The following is a 13,349-nucleotide window of genomic DNA, read 5'->3' on the forward strand; positions in this document are numbered from 1 at the left end:
GACCCAGACTGTCGATAGCCCAGGCATTGAACGCCTCGGCTAACTCAGTAAAGTTGAGACGCACCATGATCCGGCGCAAGGTGGACAGGCTGGGCAACCGCTCATGAGGCAACTCCATCACGCGCAATAGCTCTGCTTGATGACGTTGTACGAAAGTGGCCAAGGGGCGATAGCCATAGCACCCACTCATGGTCCCCATCACCACCAAGACTAAAATGATCCACAAGGGATACACCGGTTTAGTTCGATAGTCACGGACCTGCTGAAAGTGGCGAATTAAGCTCATGGAGAGAACACGGGGGCGATAGAGCACACCCCCATTATCTTTTTTCTACCACCGATAGATCAGCCCTGCTCCTGGGAGGGGAAAGGTTATCCTGCTTTACCTCAAGCAAAATTATGAAAGTTATTAAATCCTCATCCCTTATCTATTTATCAACAACCGTAACCCACTCAAGGTGACGAGCACTGTGGAGCCTTCATGGCCTAGCACACCAAACGGTAGGGTGATATTGCCTGCAAAATTCAGGATTAACAAAATCACGACAAAACTCAGGGCAAAGACAATATTTTGCTTCACTATACTCTGGGCGCGACGACCTAAATGAATCGCATGTTCTAATCGCTCCAGGCGATCGCCCATCAACACAATATCAGCGGTTTCCAGCGCCACATCGCTACCCGCCGCTCCCATAGCAATACCAACAGTGGCCTGGGCCAGGGCTGGGGCATCATTGATGCCATCTCCAACCATGGCAACGCTCTGATACTGCTGCTGAAGTTTACGAATCACCTCGACTTTATCTTCGGGTAACAGTTCTGCGTAAACCTGATCCACACCGACCTGCTCTGCGATGCTGCTGGCGGTGCGGGGATTGTCCCCCGTCAGCATGACCACATGCTCTATACCCAATTGTTTGAGGCGGGCCACAGCCTGGGCAGCGGCAGGTCGAACGATATCAGCTACGGCAATCAGTCCCAACAGTTCTCCCGCCTGGGCGACCCAGACCACTGTTTTACCCTCTGATTCCCACTGCTGGCTTTGTTCCAGCCAATGGGGAGAAATGGTCTTTACCTGTGTGCGAACAAAGACCGCTTTACCGACTACGGCTCTTTGACCCTCCAGATTGGCGGTGAGGCCCTGTCCAGCCTGGGCCTGAGCATTGGTGGCTGTTGCCCAGGTTAGGTTTTGCTGGCGGGCTGCCTGAACAATGGCGTCCCCAATGGGATGTTCTGACAGACTCTCCAGCGCGGCTGCTACCTGTAGGAGCTGGTTTGAGTCGGGCTGAGCTGCCAGCATGTTCACAACCTGCAGATGGCCTGTGGTTAGAGTGCCGGTTTTATCAAATGCGATCGCACGCACACGTCCAATCTGCTCTAACTGTGCCCCGTTCTTGAACAAAATGCCTCGACGGGCTCCGTTGGCAATGCCCGATAGCAATGTGGGCATAATCGAGGCCATCAGGGCACAGGGGGAGGCCACTACCAGAAAAATCAGCGCTCGATAAATCGTTTCTTCCCAGGTCCATCCCAGCAGGAAAGGCGGTAGTATACCTAGTAGTATTCCGGTAATAACAATCACTTTGGCGTAGCCCCGCTCAAACCGCTCGATAAATTGCTGAGAGGGAGGTGCTTCTGTCTGGGCCTGCTGTACCAGCCGGATTACCCGCTGAATTAAGCTGCTTTCCGGCGGTTGATGCAGCTTGATCCGCAGTACCCCATGGCCATTCAGCGTACCCGCAAAGACTTCATCCCCAATGGTTTTCTCTACGGGCACAGATTCTCCCGTAATCGAAGCCTGGTTGAGGATACTCGCGCCGTCTACCACTACACCATCGGTGGGCACCAGCTCTCCCGGCTTGACCAAAATGAGATCGCCCACCTTAAGACGGACAATCGGAACAGTGCGCTCCTGCCCGTGGTTCAGAAGTCGGGCGGTATCTGTCGTTAAGCTCATCAGCCCCTGGATACTGCGCTCGGTGTGCTGCATGGCGTAGCCTTCTAAAGCCCCACTAATGGCAAAGATCAAGATCAGGACGGCTCCATCGACGATCAGGTAGTATTCCTGCTGCCATAGCCCCAAACTGGCAGCGCCCAGCGCCGCCACGATCATCAGCAAATCAACATCCAGCTCTTTCTCTTGTAGCAGAGTTGTCAGACCATCACGGGCGCTGTCGAACCCGCCAATAACGTAAGCTACCGTCAGGATCAAAATCCCTCCTCCCACCCAGCCAAAATTGAGGGACTGCCAGCCCAGCAATACCAAGATGGCGCAGGCGATCGCAGCGACAGCCTCGGGATGGCGCTTGAATACATCCTTAAATAAAGTCGAGAGACGGGGTGATGCAAGGGCTCTGGCAGCCATAATCTGATCTGTCCAATAAAAACTATCCGCCAGCATAAACCTTGACATTAGTGTCAATGTCAAGGTTACTGTAAACTAAATGAATGAAGACAGACCATCTGACTATTAAAGAACTGACAGATGCCGTGGGGAGTGGCGTCACCCCGCGCATGGTACGGCACTACCATACCCTTGGCTTACTGCCTCAGCCCCAGCGATCTGAAGGTAACTACCGGCTGTATACCCAGCAGGATGTACAACGATTGCGGCGGATAATGGCGCTGAAGCAGCAGGGGTTTCAGTTGTCTCACATTCGCCAGCTTTTAGACAGCCACCCTGAAGCCACCCTGGATACTACGTTGATCATCCAGCTACAGCAGCAATACCATACGGTCATACAGCAGATGACCCAGCTCCGCCAAACAGCAGCAGCACTAGAAGGTCTGTTGGGGCGCGATCGCAACTGTCAGATCGCCCAGGCAGAAGCGCTATCGCAGCTGAAGCAATTAGATGTCGATGTCCAAGCCGGATGGGGACAACTGGATCAGATCTGGAGTCATTTTGATACCGAAGTCACCACACATCCGGAGCAATTTCAGGAGTCGTTACAGCTGTTACTGCCCGATTTATCTCACTATTCTGAAATTACGGTTCACTTGTTGCATCAATTGGTGTTGGCCTGCGGCGATGTCAGCCTGATCAGTTTTGTGCGCTTCGGTCACGAGGCTGTCGCCGCTGCCCGTACTGCCCTCAAAGCAGGCTGTTCTGTTGTCGTGGATGTCCCCGCTGTTGCTACCACCCTGGATCAGACGCGGCTAGCCCATCTAGGCAATCCCGTGACAACGCTGATTGATGACCCCCACATCGCCGGAGCCGCTGATGCCGAGCAAGCATTTTGGCAGGATAATCTCTGGCAGCAACGGCTGCAGGAAGCTCCGGCAGGCTGTGTGCTGATGGTGGGGTATGCCCCTTCGGTCTTGCTGGCTGCCTGCCAGTGGATTGACCAGGGAAAACTTCAACCCGCTCTTGTGATTGGGATGCCCATTGGCTTTAGTCATGCTCCTGCAGCCAAGCGCCAGTTGATGACATTGCCAGTGCCCTACATCACCATTCAAGGCAGTTTGGGAGGTGGTCTTTTGGCGGCAGTTACCCTGAATGCACTAGTGGAAACCCTGATAGAAAAACCTGATTGCCACTGTTACCTCACCCGTCCTTAGATATGCAGATTGAAGTAATCCATAGATATGCAGATTGAAGTAATCCATTCAGTTGTTAGACTTTGTAAGCGCTATACCCGTGGAAAAAGATGTGGACGTGATTGCTATTCGTCTTAAGCCTGGAGAAGATCTCAAACCATCTTTGTTGAGATACTGTATTGACCAAAAAATAGATGCCGCTTATATGCTGAGTTGTGTGGGTAGTTTACGCAAAGCAGCGATTCGATTTGCCAATCAACCAGAAGGAACAGTTTTTGAACAACCGCTAGAGATAGTGTCGCTAGAGGGCACACTCTCACAACATGGTGCTCATTTACATATTGTCGTATCAGATAGTGAAGGCCAAGTCATCGGTGGTCATTTAATGGATGGCTCGAACATCTACACGACAGCAGAGATAGTTTTGGGGATTGTGCGTAACACTATTTTTAAGCGGGAGATTGATCCACTCACCGGATACAGAGAGCTAACAATCACCAGCTAGAAGTCGGAAAGGAGTAAATTCGCTCCTCGCCATATCTGCTAGTAAGGTTCGTTAGCAAAGCGATTTTGAAGCGGCATGTTGCGGAAGCTTTGTTTTAGAATTGGCCCGATGAGTAAGCTTTGATGGAGATGAATGTTGTCAATGAATAGAGCTCTAGTTTTCTCAAGCTTTACAGATCAGGAGCTGGAAGTACTCACGAAGCTACTTTGCAAGATTTTTATTACGACACAGTCACAATTAGTATCGCTTTATCGGGAAATAATTGATGACTTTAACAAAGATGGGTGGCCACCTCATTTTGTTAACCGTAATTTTTTCAAGAGTGAAGATCACATTTTCCAAGAAATCTACAAACAATCTCCTTCTGTTGCTGTAGACTTACCCAGTTTTGATGAAAATAAATTGGAATATTGGAATACCGTAATCTCAGAATCTTTATTGAAGAGAGTCTATTGAATTTGAATCATACCAGGCATATGTTGACGTATTGACGTTGTAAATACGTTTTATTTATACTGTGGTGTATGGATGTGTATTTTGTACTTAACGGCATTGCGTTTGTCTGGAACGATGAAAAAGCGCAAGTTAATCCTCAAAAGCATGATGGCGTAACGTTTCAGCAAGCGGCTGAGGCATTCTTTGATCCGCTTCTGGTGGTTGTCGATGCTAGCCGCAATGACGAAGCACGAGACGCCATTATTGGTCTCGATAGGCGTTGGAACCTTTTGTACGTCGTTTTCATCGAACGCGAAGACGACATGATCCGTATCATTTCAGCCCGTAAAGCTACCCGCAAGGAACGTGAATACTATGAAAACTGAAGCACTAAAAAAACGGTTAGACAGAAATCGCCCAATGACAACAATCACAATTCGGATGCCAGAAGATGTGATTGAAGACCTGAAAAGAATTGCTCCATTACTCGGGTTTTCGGGGTATCAACCCTTAGCCCGTGCCTACATCGGGCAAGGGCTTCGCACTGATTTAGAACGCTTAGAAGGAGATACTGTCTCTGCATTAATTGCCAGTCTGAAGCGTCATGGTGTCAGTGATGATATTCTGCAAGAAGCTCTTGGCGAAGTGACTCAAAAATAACTACATTTGGTTTTCTGTCCCGTCCTCCATAATGTGTCGGTGCGGACGGAGCAAAGGCTATTGACTTAAAAATCAGAGATATTGACCGCCACACAACTCTGCCCTTAGCGGCAGTGGATGGTACATGGTGTTAACAGAGCAAGCTGTAGGGTGTGGACCCTGCCGCAACTTCTAATCTCCCACCGATAAATTTTGGAGTCCGCACCATGCTTATAAGTTCTGGGAGTTATAGTCTGGCCAATAGTTAGATGACTTATACTTGGCCTATGCCCAGGTTAGACATTATTCACAATTCTGTAAAAAGTCCATTGATTAAGGATGGCTGGTTAATTACAGATGACCCCTACGTCATTCAGTATCGAAGAACGGTACTATACGCTGATCTTGGTGCTGAACGTCCGATTGCAGTTGAGCGAAATGGGCAGAAGCTAGTTGTGGAGGTAAAAAGTTTTGTTGGAGCATCCAAGATGCAAGACTTTAAAGAAGCTCTTGGCCAGTATGACATCTATCGTTATTTGCTAGAGGAAGTAGCATCAGACCGTAAATTGTACGTCGCTATCAGTGATATTGCATACAATGCATTTTTTACTCAGGATGTGACTCAACTCATTCTCAATAAACATCAACTTCCAATTATTGTTGTAGACATAGAGACAGAGGAGATTTTGCAATGGATAAACTAACTGAATATCCAAAGTTAATTAAGCGTATTTTGACTGAATACGTAGAGCTGAGTAATCGCAACTCTAACCTAGATATTGAGACATTTTTGATTGTAGATGAGGAAAAATCTCACTATATTTGGATGAATCTTGGGTGGCAGAACAAAGAACGTGTTAGTGGGATGACAGTCTATGTCCGAATTCGAAAGGATAAATTTTGGATCGAAGAAGACTGGACTGAAAACGGTATTGCAACTGATCTAATTCGTGAAGGGGTTCCCAAAGAGGATATCGTATTAGCATTTCATGAGCCTAAGATGAGGCAATATACAGAGTTTGCTGTCGCGTCGTAGTCACAGCATAGGCTAACACCGCATGGCAACAGACGGACGACAGTCTCTGATTTTAAATTTCAATGTTATTTGCCACAGCTTCGATTCACCGTTAGCGACAGCTGACTGTGGAAGATGTTAACAGAATTATCCTTTTAAGACTCACTCTGGCTTTTGAATTATTTTCTCTAGCTGACGTTGTTTTGCCCCAGGGTCAATGCTCAACAATCGCACATAGTCACCAGGATGACTGGCCAAAAACTGTTCCACCTGAGTTAGTACCTGAGCCTCATGGGTGCTGGTAATCGTAGGGCCACTCTGCCAGGAACCTACCTTGAATCGGCGCACATCGGCAAATTCCAGGCCAATGTGGTGACCCTGGCGAAGTTGTTGTCGGATGATGTCTACGATGTCTGCTTGTAACGGAGCCACCTTGCCATTTTGGTGCGAGCCATTACTAGACCCATTACTGGAGACCGAATTCTGCAAAGAGGGGGTACAGGCGATACCGTCAGAACAGCGATACCCGGCCCGTAAGGCTTGATTGATTTCGACCACGTGGTGAGAGAAGCTGCGATCGCTATCGTTAGCATCCGGTAGCCGATCGGCAGCTTGCTGAGTCGTAATCACTGCTCCCGACGGCACATACTTACCAGCAGGAATCTCCACATCCTGGATTAGGGCATGCATCATCACAATGCAGCCGTGGCCCACCTGGGCATTAAACACCGTCGAGCGAAAGCCAATAAAACACTCATTGCCAACGTAAGCTGGACCGTGGATCAACGCCATATGGGTAATGCAGGTATCATGGCCAATCCACACCGAGTAGGCTTTCTGGTCATCCCCTAAGATCCGTCCCTGCTCTAACCCATGGATGACCACCCCATCCTGAATATTGGTATTTGCACCGATGTAAAAGGGAGCTCCTTCATCCGCACGAATGGAGGTATTGGGAGCAACCATTACATTTTCTCCCAGTTGCACATCTCCAATTAGACTGCACTGGGGATGGACATAGGCAGATGCAGCAATTATGGGCTGATCTAAATCGCTATCCCAGGGAGTGGGTGGGGCAGGTTGATGACGCAGCGGCATGATATTGTCCTCGGTTTAAAGTTGAGTGGGATTGGGCGCATCCCCATAGACGGCAACGGGGTTAAACGTCTTAGTGGTTTCCGTAAAGGTGAGAGCAACGGGAGCATTGGTCAACCGATCGCCCTCGTCAGGAGAAATCTGACGATAAAAACAAGAGCGATAGCCCACATGACAACTGGCCCCTGACCCAGCCACATTGACCTTCATCCATAGGCAATCTTGATCATCGTCAATCAACAATTGCTGCACGGTTTGCACCAGCCCACTGGTGGCTCCCTTGTGCCAGAGCTGCTGACGGCTGCGGCTGTAGTAGTGGGCTTCACCCGTTTCTAGGGTTTTTAGCAATGCGGCTTCATTCATATAGGCGTGCATCAGCACTTCGCCAGTGACAGCATCCGTGGTGATAACGGGGATGAGCCCATGGGCGTCAAACTTAGGAGCCAGGAGCATCCCTTCTTCGACAGCTTCAACCGATGTGCGGGCAGCAAATGGAGACGACATAGTGCAGAGAGTAACAATAGTTAGGCCTGAGAGCGTTGATTGGCAGTTGATTTGGGAACTGTGGAAACCTCTTTCTCGGTTTGCTTTAAATTTGCAGACACCAACTTTACAAAGAGTTCACATCTACCTCTGTATATTCGCATATCGTGAGAATGATAATCATTCTAATTAAAGATTGAGGTTTTCTCGATGTCCAGTTTTGGCAAGTCAATCGTTTCCCTTACCGGCAAGCTGGGTGGCGCGATGGTCCTCCGGACCGGCTCCGCCATCGCAATCGGCACGGCCCTGAGTCTAGGCACCCTGGCTCCAGCCCAGGCGGTCACCTTTCGCCTTTCATGGACAGGGCAAATCCTGGGTTATAGTGCTGAGGGGCAATTTAGCTACGACGATGCCCAAACCTATGAAGACGGGATTGTTCGAGGTGATGATTTAGAGGCATTTGACATCGCCTTCTATGATCCCCAAGGCAATCTGATTCAAGAGTTTGAGGATAACCACCTCACCTATTCAGGGTTCAATTTTAATTTCGATACCCAAACGGGTGAAATTCTGCAAGATGGCTTTTTCGATGAGCCGAATGGCATTGACATTGGAGAATACACCGTCCTATTTGATGAAACAGGGGACCCTATTGGGGCAACGGGGCTAAATTTCTGGTCGGCGGCTCCCGCTCCCGATGGAGAACCCATCCCCCATGTTCACCTGACTGATTTTGGCGATGAGTTTCCGGAACTGCCCATAGGCTTTGGTTCCCATCTCGATGTGGCTTTCTTTACCCGTACGCGGGCACAGCTTCTAGACGATCCGGGGGCAGGCGATCAGCTTGGCCAACGGATGATTGCCACACAGGTGCCTGAACCGGGTGCTTTAGTCGGAATGGGTGCGATCGCACTGCTGACTCTGCGTTTACGCCGTACCTCACCCGTAACTCGCTAAAACCTAATGCTCGCAAAAAACTAGTCGAAACTTTCATGCCTAAATCTTTTTTCCGAATCGCTAGCTGGACGTACGCTTCCCTGGTAGGGACATTGCTGCTAGCACCATCAGCTGAAGCAGCCATCTTCTACGCCACAGGACAGCGTCTGACCCAGGCTGTTCCGGGCGTCCACGATGATATCCGTGAAAACTTTTTGTTTGCAGTTGATTCAACAACAGGCATTGCCACCCCCGTTTCACCTGAAACCAGTGGATTACCGTCAGCCTTGGCGGGGACCGCTGATCAGCAACTGTTAGGCTATCAATTTAGCGGCCAACTGATGGAGATTGGTCTAAACTCTGCCACCCAAACCCCCATCGCTGAACCCACTGACCTAGGTGCCACCAGTTTTGACATCCTGGAGGATGGTAGAGGATTTATTGTGCCTTTTGATGAGAGTTTCAATACTCAACAACTCCATCAAATTGACGTAACCACGGGAGCAGCCACTCCCCTGGGCTCATCTCAGGCAGTTGGCGATGCGATTGATGATGCCCGCAGCACTCAACTGGGCACAGCTAACCCTTTTGTGATTAGCCTGGGGTCGGTCGATAATAGTCTCTATGGTATCGACCTCGATACCGATTCCTTAATTCAGTTTGATTCAGAGACAGGAGACGCTGCTGTCGTCGGTGAGGTGGGCGCTGTAACTGCAGGTGATCGCGCTGCATTTAGCGGTTTTGCCGCGTTGACAGGTGTGGACACCGATACCGATGGCCGGTTTGATACTCTCTTTGGCAATGTCAACTTTATCGATGATGACAACGATCCTGCAACCCCCGTTCAGCGTCTGGGTGGGATCGCTCGCTACGACCTGAGCGATGGCTCTTGGGAGCTAGTGGGGACTAACCCCGGCGTTATTTTCTTTGGATTTGGGGCCTCACCTGCTGCTGTCCCTGAACCCGGTGTCCTACTGGGTCTTCTCAGCGTCGGATTCTTGGGCAGGTGGATGAGGCGGTAACCCTCGAACTGAGCCACTCCAGAACCGGCCCAGTTATCTTGGTCATGTGACCAAGATAACTGGGGGCACTGTGGCAATACTCACTACTTCCATCTAACTGAGGGCTTTATCAGCTAGGGGGGTATGCTTGGCAAGCTATAGCCAGCGTCCTCCCCAGGCCAACAGTATTGAAAATGCAGTCGCGGCGATCGCCTGTCTGGCCATCAACCCCACCGCAAATCTTACCGATTGTTCGCGGGCGATGGTGAGTGCGGTGACCAGGCAGGGCAGCAACACGCCGGCCAGGTACACGCCCGTCAAGATTTGCAGGGGGGTAAGTAGGGCCAGGGTATCCGGTTCAGCAAAAAGCAGCAGTCCATCCTTGCGAATGGAGGCCAAAATGACTGGTACAGCAGCCTCTGGGGGCAGATTAAACAGCCCCATCAGGGGATTAATCCATCCGGCCAGCCGAGCGATCAGACCGAACCAGTCCAGCACCGAAGCGATCACCGTAATCACCAAAAAGATGGGAATCGCATTGGTAAAAAACTGGTGGAGGGTGCCCTGGGTTTCGCGCCAGATGGTAGACCAGCGGGGAATTTCCAAAAAGGTGCGCTGTTCGATCATCAAGGTATTTTGGACCGAGCGGGCGGCTTTGGGCGCAATCAGGCGGGTGTAGATTAAGGTGGTCAGGGTTAAGTAGCCCAGATAGGGCACCACTAAACCGGGTAAATTGGCCGCGCTGAAAACCCCCAGAGTAGCTCCAAACTGGTAGGAACAGGCCGCACCAAATGAGATCGCACTAATACAGGTCTGCCGAGAACAACTGGAACAGGCACGAGTACTGATCACGGCGGGCACATTGCAGCCAAATCCCATAATCACCCGTACCAAATCTCGCCCGGATAGGCCAAACGGTCGCAGGAGTGGGTGCAGCGCTACGGTAATGCGTTCCACTAACCCACTTGCTTTATACGCGCCTAAAAACAGGGCATACAGAATCACCGTAGGCACCGCCCAGACAAATAACAACGGCCCCATGGTGACCAGGCCATAGCGGCCAATCAAAATCTCTTGTAGCAGCGATGGGGTTTGAGACAGAACCGTAATCAGAGGTTCTAATCCAGCTTGTACAAGAGGATCAAGCACCCCTGCCACCCCATTAGCCACACCAACGGCAAGGACGGCAGGCAACAACAATAAAAGTACTGCCAACAACCAGCCCCAGCGCCGATGTTCTAGCCAGGTAGGATGGGGTTCAATGTACCACCCCGCTGGAATCGGGTGCCACTGTTTGGGAAAAACGGTCGGTGTCTGGAGTGACCCTAGAATCTGTTGACGCTGATCCGAAGTTAAATGGCGAGCATCCACAGGAATAAATCTCACCTGGGCAGTTTGTTCCCAACGGTTCACTACCTGCTGGGTAAATTCAGAGGGGATGACCTTATCCCAGAAGGTGACCACTACCAACCCTTGCTTCCCGGCAACTAACGGTAGCAGGTCTGCCAGGTCATCATCGATATGTGTGGCTTTGACCAACAACACAATGGTGTCATGGGCCTGGAGTTGGGCCAGGGCCGTTCGGGTAGTGGCGGTGTCGGAACGAAAGAGAATGCCGGGGGTGTCGATCAAGAGAGTATCGCCTGCCTGATAGCGATCGCAGGCAATTGTTGAGCCCTGAATGTTCGCACTGGTGGGGCGTTGTCCGGTGAGAGCCGCTGCTAGAGCAGATTTGCCGGTACTCTCTTTACCGATGAGAACAATGGTGCGTTGGGCAGGCAAGGTATTGGGCATAGGAAGATGGGAAGAGTAGATGAGTGGATGGGGGGATGGGGGACTTCCTGACACCTGACTTCTGACACCTGATACCTGACGACTTCTGGTACCGAGCTAACAAATGCAGTCGTTGTCGCAGCAGGAGAGATCGTCGAGAAAGAGTCCGGCCTGGCGGTAGGCATCGAGGGGGGTAGTGTCGAGATCGAGGCGCTGGGCGATCTCATTGGCGATGACAGCAAACCGCTGACGAAATTTATAAATAAAGCAAAAAATCAGGTTGCCATGGCGGACGGAGGGACCGCTCACAAACAGACCTGGGGTAAGGGTGGATTCGTCATTTTCCGTGAGTGCTGCATAGCCTTGAGACCAGTCGAACAGTGGAGAAATCTGTTTCAAACTGGTGCCAAAACCGGTGCAGAGAATCGGGGGATGGGCTGTTACCCACTTCTGGTATTCGCTGTAGACCGCGTAGCCACCGGAGATAGGTTTGACCTCTTCAATGGGGGCGTTCCCCACTAGGTCCAGGCGACCGGAGCGGTAAACAAACTCTAATCGCTGCAGGGTGTAGGGTGATAGGGAGATGCTGGGGTCGGTGTCGGGATTCGCCCAGGCTCCGGAGCGATCAAGCACGCCAACTTTCTTGCCCAGGGCCACTAAATTGGCCGCTGCATCCATGCCGCTTTCGTAGCCGCCGATGATGATGAATTCATCTCCCTCTAAATCGGCCCACGACTGAATCTGAGTATTGTGAAGGCAATGCTCTGCTCCTGGGAAGGGACTCAGATGGGGATATTGATATTCTCCGGCGGCCCAAATGACAAACTGTGTGGAAATTTCGCCGCTGCTAGTGTGCAGGGTAAAACCTCCCTGGGGCAAATGTATGACGCTCTGTACATCCACCTCGGTTTGAATCGGTAGCTCAAAGTGGTCGGCAATCGTTTGCAGATAAAGAGCGTACTGTTTGCCGCTGACGTGCTCTTGACGAAATGCGATCGCAGGCGAGGTCTTCAAGGTCACTGCATTCAGGTCGAGCAGTCCAAAGCCATGGCTAGGAAATGACGGCGTGATGAAGTGCATCTCCTCAGGCCAGCGGCTAAAGGAGGCTCCCACCTGGTGGCGTTCTAAAATAGTAAAGCGCTCTAGACCCAGCTCTTTGAGCACAACGCCACAGCCGATACCAGCGGCTCCCGCGCCAACAATCACAACGTCATAGGATAGATCCGTTTGGGGATGGCTCACACTGGGTTACCCGAATTACTGAAGATACGAGAATGATAATCATTATCAAATTCTTTGTCTAGGGGCTATCGGGTCATGGTTAGACCAATGGCGTCAGCTCTCTCTAGCCAGGGCATTTACGCGAGTCTATACTCGGGGAATTATGCGGCTGAAGATAGTAGAGGAGAACTGTGGGTATGGATAGAAGCGACTCAAAGGCAGGCATTGATAAGATTGATAGCATGGCTCGCCCTCAGTAAAAACATCGCGCCGAGAAAACCGATAAGCAGCAACTTATTCAGATTTTGCAGGGACAACTCGATCAAATCAACGCTTCACTGGGCACTACTTAAACTTAATCAAATAGCACCTGGAGTTTTACCATTATGACCCTCGAATCATCTATTCTAAACAACCTTAAAAAGCTGCCTGAAGCCATGCAGCAGGCAGTTTTATGGTACACAGAGTTTTTAGTAAACCGCATCACTCAGCAAGGCACAAGTCAGCTTGAAACAGTACCCGAAGCTTTATCAAACAAGCGGGGTGGATTGGGTATTTGGAAAAGCAAAATTTGGATTGCCGATGACTTTGACGCGCCTCTAGATAACTTTCAGGAGTATATGTAAATGAGTTTCCTGATAGATTACCCATGCATTTCTTTGGTACATTCAGGCGAACGAGCAGCTTAGCCCAAAGGCTGCAGACA

The 13,349-nt window shown here is 50.4% G+C and carries 15 protein-coding genes; 9 read left to right on the plus strand and 6 right to left on the minus strand.

The features are described 5' to 3' along the window. A partial coding sequence (locus N836_RS55200) for a transposase family protein (RefSeq protein ID WP_023070614.1) occupies positions 1 to 286 on the minus strand: 286 nt, incomplete at its 3' end. Positions 287 to 424: 138 nt separating this feature from the next. Then, positions 425 to 2,365 (minus strand): heavy metal translocating P-type ATPase, encoded by a 1,941-nt coding sequence (locus N836_RS55205; protein WP_031293000.1) that lies wholly within the window; start codon positions 2,363 to 2,365, stop codon positions 425 to 427. A gap of 83 nt (positions 2,366 to 2,448) precedes the next feature. Between N836_RS55205 and N836_RS55210 the strand changes: the two genes are divergently transcribed. The 6 genes from N836_RS55210 to N836_RS55240 all read left to right on the plus strand — a co-directional run bounded on the left by N836_RS55210 (position 2,449) and on the right by N836_RS55240 (position 6,155). Beyond that, positions 2,449 to 3,561, plus strand: coding sequence for a precorrin-8X methylmutase (locus tag N836_RS55210; protein ID WP_023073431.1), 1,113 nt, complete (start codon positions 2,449 to 2,451; stop codon positions 3,559 to 3,561). Between the two features lie 79 nt (positions 3,562 to 3,640). Then, positions 3,641 to 4,045 (plus strand): PPC domain-containing DNA-binding protein, encoded by a 405-nt coding sequence (locus N836_RS55215; protein WP_023073432.1) that lies wholly within the window; start codon positions 3,641 to 3,643, stop codon positions 4,043 to 4,045. A gap of 524 nt (positions 4,046 to 4,569) precedes the next feature. Next, a complete protein-coding gene (locus N836_RS55225; RefSeq protein WP_023073434.1) occupies positions 4,570 to 4,866 on the plus strand; it encodes a BrnT family toxin in 297 nt (98 codons plus the stop codon). Positions 4,867 to 4,900: 34 nt separating this feature from the next. Continuing rightward, on the plus strand, positions 4,901 to 5,140 hold the full coding sequence (locus N836_RS55230; protein ID WP_235071108.1) for a hypothetical protein: 240 nt from the start codon (positions 4,901 to 4,903) through the stop codon (positions 5,138 to 5,140). Between the two features lie 266 nt (positions 5,141 to 5,406). Then, positions 5,407 to 5,823: a XisH family protein gene (locus N836_RS55235; RefSeq protein WP_023073436.1), complete on the plus strand. Its 417-nt coding sequence runs from the start codon at positions 5,407 to 5,409 to the stop codon at positions 5,821 to 5,823. Beyond that, positions 5,811 to 6,155, plus strand: coding sequence for a XisI protein (locus tag N836_RS55240; protein ID WP_023073437.1), 345 nt, complete (start codon positions 5,811 to 5,813; stop codon positions 6,153 to 6,155). Before N836_RS55235 ends, N836_RS55240 begins: the two co-directional genes overlap by 13 nt. 141 nt (positions 6,156 to 6,296) lie before the next feature. Here the strand turns inward: N836_RS55240 and N836_RS55245 are convergent, their stop codons facing one another. Together N836_RS55245 and hisI are read right to left on the minus strand one after the other, a co-directional pair. After that, positions 6,297 to 7,232 (minus strand): ribulose bisphosphate carboxylase small subunit, encoded by a 936-nt coding sequence (locus N836_RS55245; RefSeq protein ID WP_023073438.1) that lies wholly within the window; start codon positions 7,230 to 7,232, stop codon positions 6,297 to 6,299. Positions 7,233 to 7,247: 15 nt separating this feature from the next. Next, the gene (gene hisI / locus N836_RS55250; protein WP_023073439.1) at positions 7,248 to 7,733 is read right to left on the minus strand and encodes a phosphoribosyl-AMP cyclohydrolase; all 486 of its coding nucleotides are present in this window, start codon (positions 7,731 to 7,733) and stop codon (positions 7,248 to 7,250) included. Between the two features lie 189 nt (positions 7,734 to 7,922). On the opposite strand from hisI, the gene N836_RS55255 reads away from it, so the two are divergent. Continuing rightward, the gene (locus tag N836_RS55255; protein WP_023073440.1) at positions 7,923 to 8,669 is read left to right on the plus strand and encodes a hypothetical protein; all 747 of its coding nucleotides are present in this window, start codon (positions 7,923 to 7,925) and stop codon (positions 8,667 to 8,669) included. 35 nt (positions 8,670 to 8,704) lie between these two features. Continuing rightward, the gene (locus N836_RS55260) at positions 8,705 to 9,670 is read left to right on the plus strand and encodes a hypothetical protein (protein WP_031293005.1); all 966 of its coding nucleotides are present in this window, start codon (positions 8,705 to 8,707) and stop codon (positions 9,668 to 9,670) included. Positions 9,671 to 9,805: 135 nt separating this feature from the next. Here N836_RS55260 and N836_RS55265 read toward each other — a convergent pair whose 3' ends face one another. Then, positions 9,806 to 11,443: a nucleoside recognition domain-containing protein gene (locus N836_RS55265; RefSeq protein WP_023073442.1), complete on the minus strand. Its 1,638-nt coding sequence runs from the start codon at positions 11,441 to 11,443 to the stop codon at positions 9,806 to 9,808. Positions 11,444 to 11,539: 96 nt separating this feature from the next. Then, a complete protein-coding gene (locus tag N836_RS55270; RefSeq protein WP_023073443.1) occupies positions 11,540 to 12,664 on the minus strand; it encodes an NAD(P)/FAD-dependent oxidoreductase in 1,125 nt (374 codons plus the stop codon). A gap of 365 nt (positions 12,665 to 13,029) precedes the next feature. On the opposite strand from N836_RS55270, the gene vapB reads away from it, so the two are divergent. Continuing rightward, entirely contained in the window at positions 13,030 to 13,269 is a 240-nt protein-coding gene (vapB, locus tag N836_RS55280) for a type II toxin-antitoxin system VapB family antitoxin (protein ID WP_023073445.1), read from the plus strand. The last annotated feature ends 80 nt before the right edge of the window (positions 13,270 to 13,349 follow it).

Origin of the sequence: Leptolyngbya sp. Heron Island J (genome assembly GCF_000482245.1) — a bacterium.
Lineage (GTDB): Bacteria > Cyanobacteriota > Cyanobacteriia > Phormidesmidales > Phormidesmidaceae > Leptothoe.